This window comes from Rhodococcus sp. KB6, from assembly GCF_001445685.1.
GTDB classification, from domain to species: Bacteria; Actinomycetota; Actinomycetes; order Mycobacteriales; family Mycobacteriaceae; genus Rhodococcus_F; species Rhodococcus_F qingshengii.
In genome coordinates this window covers 487,891-505,668 of sequence record NZ_LNAK01000134.1, presented here as the reverse complement: position 1 = coordinate 505,668, position 17,778 = coordinate 487,891, and the positions used below count along the sequence as shown (strand labels likewise).

The following is a 17,778-nucleotide window of genomic DNA, read 5'->3' as shown; positions in this document are numbered from 1 at the left end:
AAAGGGGTGCATCCCCCGATCACACCCTGCTCCGGTGTACCGTGCCGAAGTGTTCCTTCGACAGCTCGAGCCGCGTACCGGGCGGACAACCCAACAAGTCGTCAACTTCGTTTTGTGGCCGATCGCCGTGATGACAGTGCTCAATCGTGTCATCGTCACAGCAGTCAACGGCGCCATCACCGATGACTTCCGACCGGTCTACAACGCCGCGCTGGCGTTCTGGAACGGGCGCGACGTCTACACCGCAGATTTCAACTCCGTAGACCCCCATTACCTGTACCCACCATCGGGTTCCTTGTTGATGGCACCCCTGGCGATCCTCGATCCCGAGCGCTCACGGTGGCTGTTCATCGGTGTCAATGCCGTCGCCATTCTCGTGGCTCTCTACCTGCTGTTGCGCTTGTTCGACCTGACGATCAGTTCCATCGCGGCGCCGATTCTGGTGCTCGGCGCGTTCATGTCGGAGACGGTCACCAACACGTTGGTGTTCACCAACATCAACGGCCTCGTCCTGCTGGGCGAAGTTGCCTTCCTCCTGTTGCTGATGCGCAAGAAGGATCTGTGGGCCGGCGCCGCGATCGGTCTCACCATCGCAGTGAAACCCACTCTCGCGCCGCTGCTCCTGCTGCCACTCGTTCGCGGTCAGTGGAAGGTGTTCGTCACCGCCCTGGGCATCCCGTTCATTCTCACGGTCGTGGCATGGCCGCTGGCGTCGGATCCGATGGACTTCGTCCGCCGCACCGTGCCGTACCTGCTCGAATCTCGTGACTACTTCAACAGTTCGATTGTCGGAAACGGCGCTTACTTCGGTCTGCCCGAATGGTTGATCCTGCTCTTGCGCGTCGTGTTGGCCGCCATGGTCGTCGTCTCGCTGTGGCTTCTGTACCGCTACTACCGCAACGACGAACTGTTCTTCCTCACCACCGCGACCGGTGTGATCATGACCGCGTCGTTCCTGCTGCCCTCGCTCGGCCAGATGTACTACTCGATGATGCTGCTCCCGCTCCTGATGTCCGTGGTGCTCAAGAACTCGGTCATGCGGAACTGGCCGGCCTGGCTCGCCGTCTACGGCTTCATGACGTTCGACAGCTGGTGGTCGAACCGCTGGCCGACCTTCGGCCGGGCGGCCGAATACACCAAGAGCACCCTCGGCTGGAGCCTTCTGCTGATCGTGATCTTCTGTGTCCTCGGATACCGGTATCTGGTCGCGCGTCGAGAGGGCCGCTTGGATCGGGGAATCGATCCCGCGTACCTCCTCGATCCCCCACTCGATACCGTCTCACCTGCCCACGAAGCCGAAACGGCGACAAAGCATTAGCGTGGAGGCATGAGTTCTTCACACGATGGCATCGACAGCACACCTGAGGTCACGTACACCGAGAGCGAGTGGCGCGAAAAACTGACGCCGGAGGAGTTCGCCGTCCTGCGCCAAGCCGGCACCGAACGCCCCTTCGTCGGCGAGTACACCGACACCACCACGGAAGGTGTCTACTCCTGCCGGGCCTGCGGAGCCGAACTGTTCCGCAGCACCGAGAAGTTCGAATCGCACTGCGGGTGGCCGTCCTTCTTCGATCCGGCGGATTCGGATGCCGTGATCCTGAAAGAAGACAGCTCACTCGGAATGCGCCGGGTCGAGGTCATCTGCAAGAAGTGCCACAGCCACCTCGGTCACGTCTTCGAGGGCGAGGGATACCCGACGCCGACCGATCAGCGGTACTGCATCAACTCGATCTCGCTGGTTCTCAAGCCCGCTCAGTAGCCAGGTCGTGGGCTACCCCGTGTCACTGGTAGCCCACGATTCGAGACTTTCCACTCAGAAGTCCCAGTTCAGCGCAGTCGGGCTCAGACCGGCCGCATTCAGGTCCTCGTTGCGAGCGACAAGTCCGTCTTTGACGGAACCGATCCCGCCACCGATCGCGCCGGAAGTGATGTCAGTCAACGAGGCGTCGCCGCCCGTGACTTCCTTCGTCACGATCGCAGCGGACGCTCCCGACACCGCGTCGTCGAAGGCGCCCCGCGCGATCTCCTGCACTCTCGAACCGGTCGGGAGCGGGTTCGGGTCAGGGCCGACACGATCCGGCGTCGTCTTCAACCCTCCGTTCGCAAGTCCCTTGATGAAACCGTCGCGCCCCTCGGTCACGACCTTGCCACCGTCGATCGACTGGCGATGATCCATCGTCATCTGCCCGAGTTGAATGGCGAGGCCGGAGAAGACGGCAGCGGCAGCTTCCACTGCCGCAGCCTCGATCACTCGTATCAACAATTGCTGCAACAACATTCGGACCGTGAGTGTCGTTGCGACCTCAGCCGCCACGACCCCGGCGGTACTGACACCCAGTGTCGGGACAGCAGCCGCCACCATGGCGGCAATCTCGAGCGCCAGTGCGCCCAGCGCCGCGAGGATCGACAGTTTGGTGTACTCGATGTCCGTGCCGGTATCGGTGCATGACTGACCCAGTTCGGCCGCGGCAGAGGACAACCGCTCGAAGACCTCCGCAACTCCCCCGGCCTCGGACCAATACCGAGACAACGAGTCGCCGGCTCGACCGTCGATCGATGCCAGTACTGCCTGCAATCCGTAACCACCGGCAGCGGCCGAAGCCTCGATCCGATCAGCCGCGCCTGACCAGGCATCACCCAACCTCCACAGTGCCGTTTCGTCTCCTTGCGGCCAGTCACTGCCCACCGCGACCGACGCAACCGCCTGTAACCAGCCTGGAATCTCGAGTCCCATCAGAGCCCACCCGCCATGTCGTCGGCAAGCGAGGTGTCGATCGATTCGAAACGATCGGTGATCTCGATCAGCGTGGCGGTCAATTCGCGCAGCGCGCCCGCGACCAGCGTCATCCCACCGACTGCTGACTCAGCACCGGGAACATATGCGCCTGAGAATGCGGATCCGAACTGGTCAGTGCCCCAGCAACCCTCTTCGGCGGCGACCACTGCGTCGAGAGCGCTCCGCGCCTCGTCGAGATCGGCAGCGACCACCGCGAAGGCTGGTGCAGCACTTTTCATCGCGGCCACATTCACGCCCAGCTCAGACATTGCCGGAGCTCCTCAGAACGGTGCGGTCCCAGTTCTCGTCGCAGGAAGCCGGTGTGGAGCTCGGACGAGGTTCGAGAATCTCGCGCAATCCGAGCACGCCCGGAACCAGGTCCGGCAAGTCGATTCCGGCCGCCTCCGTGAGCGGCTTCGTCATCTCGGCAACCTGTCGGCGTATGTCTTCTGCCGCAGACGCGGCCGTAGCCAGGATCAGATTCCCCAACGCTGCCGGCGAATGCTTGGCGTAAGAACTCCCCGAGAGATCGACTCCCACCACCGCCCCCGAGGCGTCGACGACGATTTCCACGCTGCCGTCACTCGAACGCGCGCTCGCCGTCGCTCGAGCGATCCTCTCCTGCAAGTCCGCCAGCGATCGAGTCCGCTCCAACAGAACGTGCTGCATCGAATCGATCTGAGCCCGAAGTACTTCGACTTGCCCCCGCATCGAACCAACATCCGCTGCACTCACGATGGCCCCCACCTTCGATAGATCGTGACACCTGATTCAGGCGCTCACGAGGTTCGACGCGAGAGGTGGCCGATCGGTTCCGTCAGCGTGAACGAAGCACGGGCGGATCGAACGCCTTGACCGGCGGCAGGGCCCCGTCGAATTTCTCGATCTGCACCAGAACGTGCTGGCCGGTGCACCCGTGCGAGAGTGACGACGTACCGATGTCCGGTGTCAGAACGTTGGGATTGCCGTGCACGCACAGAGAGTCGGGATCGGCAGGATCGAGCGGGTCGTACCAGGCACCGGTGGAAAGTTGGACGACGTCGCTCCGCAAGTCCGAGTCGACGATCACACCAGCAAGGCACGCTCCGCGATCGTTGAACACCCGCACCACGTCTCCTGCCGAGACGCCGCGCGCGGCCGCTGCATCGGGGTGCATACGAATCGGCTCGCGTCCCTGAATCTTCGACGCCTGGCTCGCAGCGCCGTGATCGAGTTGGCTGTGCAGACGCGTCTTGGGCTGATTGGCGATCAAGTGAAGCGGGAATTGCGAGGCTCGCGGTCCACCCAGCCACTCGTCGGGCTCGTACCAGCGCGGATGGCCGGCGCAGTCGTCGTAGCCGAAGGACTCGATGGTCTCGGAGAAGATCTCGATCTTCCCACTCGGAGTCGAGAGCGGATATTTCTCGGGATTCTCACGGAAGTCACCGAAGAGCACGAGGTTGTCTTCGGTTCGCATCCGGTAGTGCCCTTCTGCCCAGAAGTCCTCGAACGTCGGTGTGTTGCCGCCGTCTGCATCGACGAACGGCCGCCATTGACCGTAGAGATGCTCGATCCACTCCTGTGAGGATCGCCCCTCGGTGAACTGTTCCCCGAATCCGAGCGCAGAAGCGAGAGCGGCAAACGTGTCGTAGTCGTCACGCGAGTTCTCGAAAGGTGGAACGACCTGCTGCATCGCGACCAGAAGCGGGTCGTTTCGAGTGCAGCTCAGGTCATTTCGTTCGAGCGAGGTGGTCGACGGGACAACGATGTCGGCGTTGCGGGCCATCGGCGTCCAGTACGGATCGTGAACGACGATCGTGTCCGGACGCGCAAATGCCCGTCGCAGCCTCGGGAGATCCTGATGGTGGTGAAACGGATTGCCACCGGCCCAATAGACCAACCGGATGTCGGGATAGGTCAAGCGTCGGCCGTCGTAATCGAACTCCTCCCCGGGCGAAAGCAGCAGGTCGGAAATCGCGGCTACCGGAATGAAATCCGACACCGGATTCACACCTTGCGAGAAGGTCGGCAAGGGATACGGCACCGGAGCCAGACCCGGCTCGTTCATCGAACCGTAGCCGTGCCCGAAACCTCCACCCGGAAGCCCGAATTGGCCGAGCATCGCTGCGAGTGTCACGCCCATCCACGGTGCCTGTTCACCGTGTTTGATGCGTTGCAACGACCACGTGACGGTCACCAGCGTCCGGCCAGACGCCATTCTCCGAGCCAGGTCGGTGATGAACTCCGCCGACACACCGGAGATCTTCTGCGCCCAGCGCGGATCCTTCGGTACACCGTCGGAACGTCCGAGCAGGTAATCCTCGAAGCGTTCGTAACCGACGCAGAAACGGCCCAGGAAATCGCGATCGTGCAGGTCCTCCGACGCCAGGACAAAGGCCAGGGCAAGCATGATTGCAACGTCGGTTCCCGGAACGGGTGCGATCCACTCACAGTCACCCTCGACGTCGTCACGCAACGGACTGAAGGAGACGATCTTTCCGCCGCGGGCACGAAACGCGTCGAGCGCCCCGCGCGTCGGATGATCGCTCGTACCACCGGCATTGACTCCGGTGTTCTTGATCGGCACTCCTCCGAACGAGACGAGGAGTTCGGAGTGCTTCGCGATGACGTCCCACGACGTGGAGCGCGCGAACAACTTCCAGTGCGTTCCGACCACACGCGGCATGATGACACCGGTGGCACCGAGCGAGTAGCTGTGAACTGACTTGGTGTATCCACCCAGCTGATTCAGAAATCGGTGAACTTGGCTCTGCGCGTGATGGAATCGGCCGGCGCTGGCCCAGCCGTACGAGCCGCCGAAGATCGCCTTGTTTCCGTGCGCGTCGACCACGCGACGTAGTTCACGCGAGAGGAGTTCGGTCAGTTCGTCCCAGGAGACCGAGACGAATTCGTCGGCTCCACGTCGGTCGCTGGGACCCGGCCCGTTCTCGAGCCAACCCGTACGCACCGCCGGGCCCGAAACACGAGCCCGACTGCGCACCGAACCGGCGAGGTTCCCGAGCATCGGCGAAGGATTCGCATCACCCTCGTACGGATGCACGGCGGTCACCTCGCCGGCGACCGATTCGGCGGTGAACATTCCCCAATGGGACATGTGTTGACGACGCCGGTTCGGTGCAGTTGTCACAGGAATTACTTTCGAAGCAGATCAGGGAAGGGAAAGGACCAGCTTCTCGATGTCCACGCGCGGGCCGGTGAAGAACGGCACCTCTTCGCGAACGTGCAAGCGAGCTTCGGTGGCACGTAGATCGCGCATCAGATCGACGATACGAATGAGCTCGGGTGCTTCGAACGCGAGAATCCACTCGTAGTCCCCCAGGGCGAAGGCCGGGACCGTGTTGGCGCGAACGTCCTTGTACGAACGAGCAGCCATACCGTGATCGGCGAGCATCTTGCGACGCTCCTCGTCGGGGAGCAGGTACCACTCGTACGAGCGGACGAACGGGTAGACGCAGATGTAGTCGCCCGGATCCTCACCCGCGATGAACGAGGGCACGTGGCTCTTGTTGAACTCCGCGGGGCGGTGCACCGCCGAGTTGCTCCAGATGGGAGCACTGGCCTGTCCGAGGACGGTGGTGCGACGGAAATCCGCGTACGCGGCCTGCAGTTCCTCGATGGTGGCCGCGTGGGTCCAGATCATGAAGTCCGCGTCGGCGCGCAGGCCGGCGACGTCGTAGATCCCGCGAACCACGACGCCCTTGTCTTCGAGACCCTCGAAGAACAAGCGGGCGTCCTTGACCGCAGCTTCCCGATCATCGCCCAGCACACCGGGTTCCACCTGGAACACGGAGAACATGAGGTAACGGATTTCAGAGTTCAGTTTGTCGAAATCAAGGCGTGCCATGGGTCTATCGTGCCACTCGCTCGAATATCCGTGTAGCCGCCGTCGTGCCGACTGCGACACACGCCGGAACCCCGACGCCGTGCAGCCACGACCCGGCCAGGGCGAGGCCGTCGAACTGCGTCATCCCGGACTCGATTTCAGCCACGATTTCCGTGTGACCTGGGGCGTATTGGGGAAGACCTCCGTGCCACCGCTGTACGAAGGTCGCGCCTGGCTCCTCGGTGATTCCGGTCACGGTCTCGAGATCGGCGCGCGCGAAGTCGATCAACTCGCCATCCGACCGGTCGACGATCTCCGATGCACCGAATCGACCGAACGACACCCGAACGAGGTGCTCACCGCGATCAGCGAGGTGTGTCCACTTTCGACTCGACAGCGTGAACGCCTTGGCGGTCAGGTCGGCGTCGGTGGCTACCAGGATCCCTGAATTCTGCGGAAGTTCGACCTGCCCGGACAACCGGAGCGCCACCACCGCGGACGACGCCAGTTCGATCCGAGCGACGGTACTCGCAACATCCGCATCGACTCCGGCCAACAGCGCCGCTGCGCGCGGCGCCGGGACGGCCAGAATCACCGCGTCGACGCTTCCGAGCGGATCGACGTTCCAACCAGCCCCGTCGCTGCGCAACCCAGAAGCCTCGCCGCGGACGAAGGTCGCGTCGGCGGCCTGCTGCAGCGCATCGAGCAGGATGCCGTACCCGTCTCTGAGCGCTCCGAACACCGGCCCCGGTGCAGGCGTCGGCAATGCGGCTGCGACTGCATCCGTGAGGCTCCGAGAGCCCGCATCGAGGGCCGCAGCGAGTGTCGGCAAAGCTGCACGCACGCCGATGGTCTCCGCCAGCCCCGAATACACCCCACCGAGAAGCGGATCCACCGATCGGCTGACCACCTGATCACCGAATCGCTGCGAAACCAGTTCGGCAACACTGCAATCGGAACCGCGGGTCCACTCCAGCGGGACGCCGGCCTCGGCGGCGATGCGAGCCAGGGTCTGCTCGTCGACAAGATCTCTCACCGACTCCGCCGATGCCGGGATTCCCATCAGGGTTCCGGTGGGCAACCGACTCAGTGATCCCTGAGACCAGATCAACGGGCTCAGCCCCGCAGGGTAGACGATCTGATCGGTCAGACCCAGCTCGGCGAGAAGCGCAGGAACTTCCGGCCGACGGGCGATGAAAGCCTCGGCACCGATGTCGATCGGGCCACCGCCCAGATCAATCGTTCGCAGCTTCCCGCCCAGTCGCGGTGAGTCGTCGACGATCGTGATGTCCGCTTCGGAGCCCAGACTGCGCCGAAGCCGGTACGCGGCAACCAGACCGGAGATTCCTCCTCCGATCACCGCGACCGACGGCCGATTGGTCGTCACAGCGAGTGCACCAGCTCCACCGCCGCGGTGATCGCCGTGGGATCGGTGTCGGGAAGAACTCCGTGGCCGAGGTTGAAGATGTGGCCGATGGCACCGGCCTCGATCGCGCGGTCCCCTTCGGCGGCGATCCGGCGCACCTCACGATCGATCACCTCGGGGCCCGCGAACAGTACGGCGGGATCGAGGTTGCCCTGCAGCGCCTTACCCGGACCGACACGACCAGCCGCGACGTCGAGCGGAATCCGCCAGTCGACACCCACGACGTCGGCGCCTGCCTCCCCCATCGCGCCGAGAAGTTCACCGGTGCCGACACCGAAGTGGATACGCGGGACGCCGGCAGCGGCAACCTCGGCGAACACTCGCTCGGAATGCGGCAGGACAAATTCCCGATAATCGGCCAGCGAGAGCGCGCCGGCCCACGAGTCGAACAGCTGGACCGCGTCGACGCCCGCCTTGAGCTGCGCCTGCAGGAAGCAGATCGTGGTGTCGGCCAAACTTCCGAGCAACGCGTGCCAGGTCTTCGGATCGGAGTGCATGAGCGCTTTGGTCTTCTCGTGGTTCCGGCTCGGACCACCTTCGACCAGATACGACGCCAGAGTGAACGGCGCTCCGGCAAAGCCGATCAGCGGCGTGGAGCCCAACTCGGTGGTGAGAAGCCGAACGGCCTGCGCGATTGCGCCTACCTCTTCGGGAACCAGTCGCGGGAGTGCTGCAACGTCGGCGATGGAGCGAATCGGATTGGCGACCACCGGTCCGACGCCGGCAACGATGTCGAGATCAATTCCCGCGGCTTTGAGTGGAACGACGATGTCCGAGAACAGGATTGCCGCGTCCACGTCGTGACGGCGCACCGGCTGCATCGTGATCTCACAGACCAGCGCCGGATCGAAACAAGATTCCAACATGCCGATCCCGGCGCGGATCTCGCGGTACTCCGGCAACGAACGCCCGGCCTGACGCATGAACCACACCGGCCGTCGACTCGGAGTGCGTCCGGTCGCCGCGGCAAGCAACGGTGCGTCGGGCAAGACTCGCCGAGCGCTGTATTCCGCCGACCCGGTAATGCCTGAATTCATGTTGTCCAACCCGCTCATCAGTCCTCGCGCTCTCCGCCAACGTGTGTCTTCGATCGACTCAATGCTGCCACGTCCCACACTCGGGATCGGACACCCGAGCGGTTCGTGAGCGGCCACACACCCGAGCCACACTCGGTCGGCGCGCCTCCACCTCCCCGCCCGCATCCCCGACTAACGTCCTGACCTGTGACGACATCCGGATCGACAGCCGACCCGGCCGAGTTCCGTGCCGCCGTGGAGGCGATGACCGCTGCGCGGGTTCGGCCCGAGATAGAGGTCGGTCCCATCCGCCCGCCGCAGCGCCTCGCTCCGTACAGCCACGCGGTGGGGGCCGAGGTTCTCCACCCGGACTCCGACGTCGTGGCCGAGCAGTCCGAAGGTGACGCTTTCGGCCGCCTGATCCTGTTGTTCGATCCGGACGGCGACGAGGCGTGGAACGGCACCATGCGGTTGGTGGCGTACATCCAGGCCGATCTCGACGAAGCCGTCGCCGCGGATCCACTACTTCCCGAAGTAGCCTGGAGTTGGCTGGTGGACGCTTTGGAGGCCGGACCGGAACCTTTTGTGGCCCTGGGCGGTACGGTCACAGCTACAACTTCCGTGCGGTACGGCGACATCGCCGGGCCTCCGCGAGCCCATCAACTGGAGTTGCGAGCGTCCTGGACTGCAACTTCGTCCGAATTGGCTCACCACGTCGAGGCTTTCTGCGAGGTTCTCGCGTACGCGGCGGGGCTTCCGCCTGCCGGGATAACCACGCTGTCGCGGCAGAACGACTGACTCTGCTATTCGTTTGAGCATTCCCCCGGAAAAATACTAGAACCTGTTCTAGAATGAGTCATGCAACGTCTCAGCGGACTCGACGCGACCTTCCTCTACTTGGAAACCCCGACCCAGCTATTGCACGTTTGTGGACTTGTCCTGCTCGACCCCACGACCATCCCGGGCGGCTACGACTACCGGAAGCTGCTTCGCGAGTTGGACTCGCGGATGGCCACCATGCCGACCTTCCGGCGCAAACTCAAAGATTCCCGTCTCAATCTCGACTACCCCGTGTGGGTCGACGATCACGATTTCGACATCGAGCGGCACTGCCACCGGACCGCGGTACCTGCTCCCGGCACACACGCGGAACTGGCAGAGCTCGCCGGACACATCGCGAGCCAACCGCTGGATCGTTCCCGACCGCTGTGGGAGATGTGGGTGATCGAGGGACTTGCCGACGGACAGATCGCCATCATGTCGAAGATCCATCACAGCGCTGCCGACGGTGTCACCGGCGCGAACATCCTGGCTCAGCTGTGCAGTCTCGAACCGGATTCACCGGCGCTCGTGGATCCCACAGCACAGGGTGCGGGCGACGCGGGAACGCTGGACATCGCCATCGGCGGACTCATGGCCGTCATCGCCCGACCCGCAAGAATTGCCCGTCTGGTCCCCGGCGGAATCGCCATGCTCCCGAAGTGGGTGACGCGTGCGCGAAAGGGTGAAGCGATGCCTGCTCCGTTCACCGCGCCGCGGACCTCGTTCAACGGCGCGATCACCGGTCACCGCAACGTCGCGTTCAGCCAACTCGATCTCGCGAAGGTCAAAGCCGTCAAGGACCGTCACGGCGTCAAGGTCAACGACGTGGTTCTCGCGCTCTGCGCCGGGGCACTGCGTAAGTATCTGGAGGACCGGGACGAGCTGCCGGAGGACTCCCTCGTCGCCATGGTGCCGGTGTCGGTCCACGGCAAATCCGATCGTCCGGGCACGAACCAGATCTCGGGCATGTTCACGCAACTCGGCACCCAGATCGCCGATCCGGTCGAACGCCTGCACGCGATCAGCGATTACAACGCCACCTCGAAGAACCACAACGAGGCTCTGGGCGCGAACATGCTCCAGGACTGGTCGCAGTTCGCTTCGCCGGCGGTGTTCGGCGCCGCCATGCGCGTGTACTCGTCGCTCAAACTCGCCGAGCGTCACCCCGTCGTGTCCAACCTGGTCGTGTCGAATGTGCCTGGACCGCCGGTCCCGCTCTACTTCCTCGGTGCCCAGATCAAGGGAATGTTCCCGCTCGGCCCGATCTTTCACGGAGCAGGTCTCAACGTGACGGTGATGTCTCTCGACGGAAAACTCGACGTCGGCATCGTCAGTTGCTCCGATCTGGCACCCGAATTGGACCAGCTCGCGCAAGGTTTCGGAGCCGCACTCGACGAACTGTTCGACGCTGAGGTGACAACCCCGGCCCCGACTGCGACGTAGAGTCAGTGACCATGTCCGAAGTCACCGATGATGCAACCGAGCCCACCTCCGACGTAGTTCCGCTGCTCGTTCCGCGTGACGGAGTTCCGGACGTCATCACCACTGCCGCCGGTGTCGCCGACGCCGCGGCCGCGCTGGCCTCCGGCCACGGCCCGCTCGCCGTGGACGCCGAGCGCGCATCCGGATTCCGCTATTCGGCACGGGCGTACCTGATCCAGCTTCGACGCGAAGGAGCAGGATCGTTCCTGCTCGACCCGATTCCGACAGCGCAAGACCTGCAGCCGTTGGCCGAGGTGATCAACCCGTTGCAATGGGTGCTGCACTCTGCCGATCAGGATCTCCCCGGCCTCGCCGAACTGGGCCTGACGCCGGCCGAGCTGTTCGACACCGAACTGGCCGGACGACTGGCCGGGTTCGAGCGAGTCGGACTCGCCGCGATCGTGGAACGAACCCTGCGAGTGGAACTTCGCAAGGGTCACGGGGCTGCGGACTGGTCGACACGTCCGCTGCCGGACGCCTGGTTGAACTACGCCGCCCTCGACGTCGAAGTGCTTCTCGAACTGCGCGACGCAATGGAAGCCGAACTCGAATCCCAAGGCAAGCTCGAGTGGGCGAAGGAAGAGTTCGAGTACATCCGTCTGGCCGGCCCGCCCAAGCCCAAACCGGACCGCTGGCGTCGTACGTCGCACATCACCTCACTCAAGACCACCCGTCAGTTGGCGGCGGTACGGGCGCTGTGGCAGGCGCGCGAGGATCTCGCACGCAAGCGCGACGTGTCTCCGAGTCGGGTTCTTCCTGACTCCGCGATCATCGATGCCGCTCTCAAAGATCCTCGGTCGTTGGACGCGCTCCGCTCGCTTCCCGTCTTCGGCGGACCACGTCAACGCCGTTATTCGCGTATCTGGATGGATGCACTGGAAGCCGCGCGCAAGCTCCCCGACAGCGAGCTTCCGCCGAAAACCCCGCCCATCGTCGGGCCGCCCGCTGCCGGTCGCTGGGCCCGCCAGGATCCAGCGGCGGCTGATCGGTTGACCGCGGCGCGCGCAGCACTGTCGGACCTGAGCAAAGAGGTTTCGGTGCCCGTGGAGAATCTGCTCCAACCCGACCTGGTCAGGCGCCTGTGCTGGGACTGGAAACTGGAACCCGACTCGGACATCGCCGAAGTCGAGACTGCGATCGAGACCAAGCTCACTTCCGGTGGCGCACGTGGCTGGCAACGCACTTTGACCGTTCCCGTCCTCGCCGAGGCACTGAACTCCGTGGTCCCGGCCGAGCCCGAAGTGGAAGAGCCGGAATCCTGACCTGACCCCGGTGTGAGGTTGGAGCAATTCGGCACGTTAAGTTACCGGTCAGTAATGGGCAGTAGTACGCTCGATACGAGGCCGGACGCCTGGCCGTGATCGCCGAACCAACGTCTCACCGCCCTTCGGTGCGGTGGGCAGCTCCATCAGGAGGAATTCGCGTGGCTCCATCCACAAACAACCAACGCAACGTCGTCTTCGTCGACGGCATTCGCACCCCGTTCGGCAAGGCCGGCCCGAAAGGCATGTACGCCGACACGCGCGCAGACGATCTCGTCGTCAAGGCGATTCGTGAGCTGCTTCGCCGCAACCCGCAGCTCGATCCCGCACGGATCGACGAAGTTGCCGTTGCAGCCACCACGCAGACCGGCGACCAGGGCCTGACCATCGGCCGCACCGCTGCGATCCTCGCCGGTCTCCCCGAAACCGTTCCAGGATTCGCCATCGACCGCATGTGTGCCGGCGCGATGACCGCCGTCACCACGACCGCGTCGGGCATCGGCTTCGGCCAGTACGACGTCGTGATCGCCGGTGGCGTCGAGCACATGGGTCACCACCCGATGGGTGAGGGCGCAGACCCCAACCCGCGTTTCCTCGCCGACCGCCTGGTCGACCCGAGCGCCCTCGTGATGGGTAACACCGCCGAGAACCTGCACGACCGGTTCCCGACCATCACCAAGGACCGCACGGACGCCTACGCCGTCAACAGCCAGAACAAGTACGACGCTGCCAAGAAGGCCGGCTTCATCGCCGACACCCTGGTCCCCGTCGCCACCCGCAGTTCCGCGGGCTGGGGTCTGGCCACCGAAGACGAGCCGCCGCGCCCCGGAACCACCGTCGAAGATCTCGCGAAGCTCAAGACGCCGTTCCGCCCGGCCGGACGCATCACCGCCGGTAACGCAGCCGGACTCAACGACGGTGCCACCGCAGCACTGCTCGCCGGTGAGGACACCGCAGCCGAGCTCGGCCTGCCGGTCGGCATGCGCATGGTGGGCTTCGCCTACCAGGGCGTCGACCCCGCCGTCATGGGCATCGGCCCGGTTCCCGCCACCGAGAAGCTGCTGGCACGCACCGGCCTCAAGATCGAGGACATCGGACTCTTCGAGATCAACGAGGCGTTCGCCGTTCAGGTCCTCGCGTTCCTCGAGCACTACGGAATCGCCGACGACGACCCGCGCGTCAACCAGTGGGGCGGCGCCATCGCGTGTGGCCACCCCCTCGCTTCCTCGGGCGTTCGCCTGATGACGCAGCTCTCCCGCCAGTTCGCGACACGCCCCGACGTGCGCTACGGCTTGACCACCATGTGCATCGGCCTCGGCATGGGCGGCACCGTCATCTGGGAGAACCCGAACCACGCTGACTACCAGGCAGGAGTCAACTAAATGTCTGATATTGCAACAGCATTCGCCGACGAGGTCGTGACGAACGCCTACACGAAGATCATCTCGGTCCCCGGCATCGAGGGCCCGTTTGCACTGATCACCCTCGACAACGGCTTCGACCACACCAAGCCGTCGTCCTTCGGTCCCGGCGGACTCGCAGCATTCGACGCCGCCCTCGACGAAGCCTTTGCCGCCAACCCGGTTGCCATCGCCGTCACCGGCAAGCCGTTCATCTTCGCCGCCGGCGCGGACCTCAAGGGTGTTCCCGCGATCACCTCTCGTGAGCAGGGACTCGAGCTGGGCCGCTTGGGCCACAAGGTGTTCCGACGCCTGCGTGAGTCGTCCGTTCCCACGTTCGCCTTCATCAACGGTGTCGCTCTGGGCGGCGGCCTCGAGGTCGGACTGCACAGCCACTACCGCACGGTTGCCGCCAATGCGGGCGCACTGGGTCTTCCGGAAGCATTCCTCGGTCTGGTCCCCGGTTGGGGCGGAACGCAGTTGCTCCCCAACCTCGTCGGCCCGTCGAACGCCGTCACCGTGGTTATCGAGAACTCGCTGAACCAGAACAAGGTGCTCTCCCCCAAGAAGGCACTCGAACTCGGCGTCGTCGACGTCGTTCTCGATTCCGCCGACTTCATCGAGCAGTCCCTCGCCTGGGCGTCGCAGGTCCTCGCCGGCACAGTGTCCCCCGCTCGCCCCGAGATCGATCGTGGCCAGGGCTGGGACGACGCGATTGCTCGTGCGAAGGCGATCGTCGACGGCAAGACCAAGGGCAACGCTCCCGGCGCCGTCAAGGCCGTCGAGTTGCTCGAACTGGCTCGCAGCACCGACATCACCGATGCCGCCTCGCTCGACAAGGGCTTCGCGGCCGAGGACGAGGCTCTTGCCGATCTTCTGCTGACGGACGAGCTCCGGGCTGGTCTGTACGCCTTCGATCTGGTGAACAAGCGCGCCAAGCGTCCCGCCGGAGCACCCGACCGCTCGCTCGCTCGTAAGGTCAGCGGCGTCGGCATCGTCGGCGCCGGCCTCATGGCCAGCCAGCTCGCGCTGCTCTTCGTCCGCCAGCTCAAGGTGCCGGTCATCCTGACCGACATCGACCAGGAACGCATCGACAAGGGTGTCGGCTACGTCCACACCGAGATCGAGAAGCTCCAGGGCAAGGGGCGCATGTCCCCCGACGCTGCGAACCGCCTCAAGGCGCTCGTCTCCGGTTCCCTCGACAAGGCCGCGTTCGCCAAGACCGACTTCGTCATCGAAGCCGTCTTCGAGAACATGGACGTCAAGAAGAAGGTCTTCGCGGAACTCGAGCAGTTCATTGCTCCCGAAACCATCCTCGCCACCAACACCTCTTCGCTCTCCATCACGGAAATGGCGTCCGGCCTCGAGCATCCCGAGCGTGTGGTCGGCTTCCACTTCTTCAACCCGGTGGCCGTTCTTCCCCTCCTCGAGATCATCAAGGGCAGCAAGACCGATGATGCCACTCTCGCAACGGCTTTCGCCACCGCGAAGTCGCTGAAGAAGTCCGCCGTCCTCTGCGGCGACAAGGCCGGCTTCGTCTTCAACCGCCTCGTCACCCGCACCTTGGGTGAGGTCATGTCCGCCGTCGACGAAGGCACCCCCTTCGACGTCGCAGACAATGCCATCGCCGAACTCGGCATGCCCATGTCGCCGTTCACCTTGCTGGCCCTCGTCGGACCCGCAGTGGCACTGCACACCGGTGAGACCCTGCAGGAGTCGTACCCGGACCGGTTCAAGAGCTCACCCGGACTCGAAGCACTCGTCGAGGCCCGCAAGCCCGGCGTGTGGACCTGGGGCGAGAACGGTCAGGCCGTCGACCCCGAGGTCGCCGCACTGTGGCCGCAGGGTGACAAGGTGTCAACTTCGGAAGAGGTCCTCGAGCGCACACGTCGTGCATTTGCCGAGGAAATTCAGATCATGCTCGACGAGGGCGTCGTAGCGGCAGCCGAGGACATCGACCTCTGCCTGCTGCTCGGCGGCGGATTCGGATTCTGGAACGGCGGCATCACGCCGTACCTGGACCGGACCGGTACCTCCGAGGCCGTCAACGGCAAGCGCTTCCTCGCGCCCGGTGTTGCCAGCGTCTGAGTCAGTCGATCGACCCGTCACGGACGGCGTGCCCTCGGGTGCGCCGTCCGTGACGTTCTGCAGGCTCAGAAGAGTGTTCCCACATCGTCTTTCACGATGTTCTCGAGCGCGCGCTCCGCGACGGCGGCGATGGTCATCGACGGATTGCACGCAGCGGAGTTCCCCGGCAGCAGAGCGCCGTCGAGCACGTACAACCCCCGCTGGCCCAGAACCCGCCCATCAAGATCGCACACCGAGTTCATGCAGGCACCGCCTAGGGGATGCCAGGTGGACGGCAGTAACGCGTTGGTGTCGGTGAGCAGTCCTCCTGCCGCGATCTGCTGGGCCGCAGGTCCGATGTGGCCTTGCTGGATCGCCGAATCCCCGTCCTTCGGCCAACGGAGCACCGCCTCACCCCGCGCCGAGTCGTACACGAACCGACCTCGGTCGCCGCTCACACCGAATCCGACCATCACCGTGCTGTGAGCGTCGAACGCAACGGGCGGGAACGACGCCTGAATGACGGTGAACGCATTATGCGGGTCGTCCCAGTTCCGGCTGCCGTAGACGACCGGCCCGCCCTGCGTCGCACCGAAGTTCTCGGCGAGATCCGACCAGATGTAGATCCGATCGGCATTGGTCCCCCACCCTGCGCCGAGCTCGTCCGGCAGATCCGTGATCCGCCCCGTCGCCGCGGCGCGGACCAGGAGTTTGGTGGTGTTCATGCTGCCTGCAGCCATCACGAGCGCATCCGTCGTCAAGATCTTGTTCTCGAGAATCTTGCCGGAAATGTCGGTCCGGTCCACGTACACGCGCCACCGTCCGTCGGCGGCCCGCTCGACATCGGTGACCTGGTGCAGAGTCTCCACATTCACCAATCCGGTCGCTTCCGCAGCCGCAATGTAGGTGACATCCACCGAATGCTTGCCACCGTTGTTGACACCGAGCGCGCCGTCACCGTTGGTGTAAGACGGCTTCATCTCACCCCTCAGTTCGGCCAACGCGAAGTTCCAGTCGATCGGCATCGGAATCTTCGACACGGGTAGACCGGAACGCGTTGCGTTACGCGCGAATACACGTGCCGCCTCGTAGTTCGGGCTGGAAATCAGTTCGTCTGGTGCAGTTTCCACTTGCAGCATCCGCGCCACCCGCGGGTAATGGACGCGGCCCATTCGTGCGTAATCGAGCTCCTCCGGAAAGTGCGTGTTGAAGACCGCTTCTTCCGGTTGCAGCGTCATCCCTTGGTACACAAGCGATCCGCCGCCCACACCGGCTGCGCAGATCGCGGTCATGTTCTCACCGGTCACCGTCTCCAACAAACCCGCGTATGGCTCGAAGATCGCCGGCCTGCCGAACAGAGTCGGGTTGGACTGATGCCAGAGGATGCGCTTGTCCGGGCTGGCGGGGTGCGGGAAAGTTTCGGCATTCGGCCCGGTCTGCCACCGAATCCCTCTCTCCAGCAAAGTGACCGGAACCCCCGCCTCGGCCAGGCGAAGTGCCGTCACCCCGCCGCCGAACCCCGATCCGATAACCACGACACGGTGCACTTCACGTGTCAGCGGAATCCCTGTTGCAGCCCTGGCAGTGCGTGGCGCCATCATCGCGACTCCCACGGCGGCCGTACCGGCCAAGAACGATCTACGTTTCACTCCGGACATGACTGGTGCTCCCTCGAAGAATGTCGCCAGAGAATTCCGGGCACGC

15 protein-coding genes are annotated in these 17,778 nt (G+C 64.3%); 7 read left to right on the top strand and 8 right to left on the bottom strand.

Annotated features, from left to right (window positions below; genetic code table 11):
- The first annotated feature begins 34 nt into the window (after positions 1-34).
- Both ASU23_RS22285 and msrB read left to right on the top strand, forming a co-directional pair.
- Positions 35-1,318, top strand: a complete 1,284-nt coding sequence (locus tag ASU23_RS22285) for a glycosyltransferase family 87 protein (RefSeq protein WP_042449935.1) — start codon at positions 35-37, stop codon at positions 1,316-1,318.
- 9 nt (positions 1,319-1,327) lie between these two features.
- A complete protein-coding gene (gene msrB, locus ASU23_RS22280) occupies positions 1,328-1,759 on the top strand; it encodes a peptide-methionine (R)-S-oxide reductase MsrB (RefSeq protein ID WP_003942631.1) in 432 nt (143 codons plus the stop codon).
- A 54-nt stretch (positions 1,760-1,813) separates the two neighbouring features.
- Here msrB and ASU23_RS22275 read toward each other — a convergent pair whose 3' ends face one another.
- The 7 genes from ASU23_RS22275 to hemE form a co-directional block, all read right to left on the bottom strand.
- A complete protein-coding gene (locus tag ASU23_RS22275; protein ID WP_003942627.1) occupies positions 1,814-2,734 on the bottom strand; it encodes a hypothetical protein in 921 nt (306 codons plus the stop codon).
- The gene (locus tag ASU23_RS22270) at positions 2,734-3,045 is read right to left on the bottom strand and encodes a hypothetical protein (protein WP_003942588.1); all 312 of its coding nucleotides are present in this window, start codon (positions 3,043-3,045) and stop codon (positions 2,734-2,736) included. The genes ASU23_RS22275 and ASU23_RS22270 overlap by 1 nt, the downstream gene beginning before the upstream one ends.
- A complete protein-coding gene (locus tag ASU23_RS22265; RefSeq protein WP_223304570.1) occupies positions 3,038-3,511 on the bottom strand; it encodes a YbaB/EbfC family nucleoid-associated protein in 474 nt (157 codons plus the stop codon). Before ASU23_RS22265 ends, ASU23_RS22270 begins: the two co-directional genes overlap by 8 nt.
- A gap of 82 nt (positions 3,512-3,593) precedes the next feature.
- Positions 3,594-5,870, bottom strand: a complete 2,277-nt coding sequence (locus tag ASU23_RS22260) for a molybdopterin guanine dinucleotide-containing S/N-oxide reductase (RefSeq protein WP_058038722.1) — start codon at positions 5,868-5,870, stop codon at positions 3,594-3,596.
- Between the two features lie 54 nt (positions 5,871-5,924).
- Entirely contained in the window at positions 5,925-6,620 is a 696-nt protein-coding gene (hemQ, locus tag ASU23_RS22255) for a hydrogen peroxide-dependent heme synthase (RefSeq protein ID WP_003942644.1), read from the bottom strand.
- A gap of 4 nt (positions 6,621-6,624) precedes the next feature.
- Positions 6,625-7,986 carry a protoporphyrinogen oxidase gene (locus ASU23_RS22250; RefSeq protein WP_058038721.1) on the bottom strand — a complete coding sequence of 454 codons (1,362 nt, stop codon included), beginning with the start codon at positions 7,984-7,986 and terminating at the stop codon, positions 6,625-6,627.
- Positions 7,983-9,050, bottom strand: coding sequence for a uroporphyrinogen decarboxylase (hemE, locus tag ASU23_RS22245; protein ID WP_172827084.1), 1,068 nt, complete (start codon positions 9,048-9,050; stop codon positions 7,983-7,985). Before hemE ends, ASU23_RS22250 begins: the two co-directional genes overlap by 4 nt.
- Positions 9,051-9,248: 198 nt before the next feature.
- Between hemE and ASU23_RS22240 the strand changes: the two genes are divergently transcribed.
- From ASU23_RS22240 to ASU23_RS22220, 5 genes are all read left to right on the top strand, one after another.
- Complete coding sequence (locus ASU23_RS22240) at positions 9,249-9,839, top strand: DUF3000 domain-containing protein (RefSeq protein WP_003942604.1); 591 nt, start codon at positions 9,249-9,251, stop codon at positions 9,837-9,839.
- Between the two features lie 60 nt (positions 9,840-9,899).
- The gene (locus ASU23_RS22235) at positions 9,900-11,306 is read left to right on the top strand and encodes a wax ester/triacylglycerol synthase family O-acyltransferase (RefSeq protein ID WP_058038720.1); all 1,407 of its coding nucleotides are present in this window, start codon (positions 9,900-9,902) and stop codon (positions 11,304-11,306) included.
- A gap of 11 nt (positions 11,307-11,317) precedes the next feature.
- The gene (locus ASU23_RS22230) at positions 11,318-12,607 is read left to right on the top strand and encodes a ribonuclease D (RefSeq protein ID WP_042449928.1); all 1,290 of its coding nucleotides are present in this window, start codon (positions 11,318-11,320) and stop codon (positions 12,605-12,607) included.
- A gap of 161 nt (positions 12,608-12,768) precedes the next feature.
- Positions 12,769-13,989, top strand: a complete 1,221-nt coding sequence (locus tag ASU23_RS22225) for a thiolase family protein (protein WP_003942598.1) — start codon at positions 12,769-12,771, stop codon at positions 13,987-13,989.
- Positions 13,990-16,095, top strand: coding sequence for a 3-hydroxyacyl-CoA dehydrogenase NAD-binding domain-containing protein (locus ASU23_RS22220; RefSeq protein ID WP_058038719.1), 2,106 nt, complete (start codon positions 13,990-13,992; stop codon positions 16,093-16,095). It begins immediately after the preceding gene.
- A gap of 65 nt (positions 16,096-16,160) precedes the next feature.
- On the opposite strand, the gene ASU23_RS22215 is transcribed toward ASU23_RS22220, so the two are convergent.
- Positions 16,161-17,732, bottom strand: coding sequence for a GMC oxidoreductase (locus ASU23_RS22215; RefSeq protein WP_082661446.1), 1,572 nt, complete (start codon positions 17,730-17,732; stop codon positions 16,161-16,163).
- Between the last annotated feature and the right edge of the window lie 46 nt (positions 17,733-17,778).

Bases quoted from the DNA above. Each gene is read 5' to 3' on its own strand.
- ASU23_RS22275 (WP_003942627.1), bottom strand. From the start codon at position 2,734: ATGGGACTCGAGATTCCAGGCTGGTTACAGGCGGTTGCGTCGGTCGCG.
- ASU23_RS22215 (WP_082661446.1), bottom strand. From the start codon at position 17,732: ATGTCCGGAGTGAAACGTAGATCGTTCTTGGCCGGTACGGCCGCCGTG.
- ASU23_RS22230 (WP_042449928.1), top strand. From the start codon at position 11,318: ATGTCCGAAGTCACCGATGATGCAACCGAGCCCACCTCCGACGTAGTT.
- hemQ (WP_003942644.1), bottom strand. From the start codon at position 6,620: ATGGCACGCCTTGATTTCGACAAACTGAACTCTGAAATCCGTTACCTC.
- ASU23_RS22270 (WP_003942588.1), bottom strand. From the start codon at position 3,045: ATGTCTGAGCTGGGCGTGAATGTGGCCGCGATGAAAAGTGCTGCACCA.
- ASU23_RS22220 (WP_058038719.1), top strand. From the start codon at position 13,990: ATGTCTGATATTGCAACAGCATTCGCCGACGAGGTCGTGACGAACGCC.
- ASU23_RS22260 (WP_058038722.1), bottom strand. From the start codon at position 5,870: ATGTCCCATTGGGGAATGTTCACCGCCGAATCGGTCGCCGGCGAGGTG.
- ASU23_RS22235 (WP_058038720.1), top strand. From the start codon at position 9,900: ATGCAACGTCTCAGCGGACTCGACGCGACCTTCCTCTACTTGGAAACC.
- msrB (WP_003942631.1), top strand. From the start codon at position 1,328: ATGAGTTCTTCACACGATGGCATCGACAGCACACCTGAGGTCACGTAC.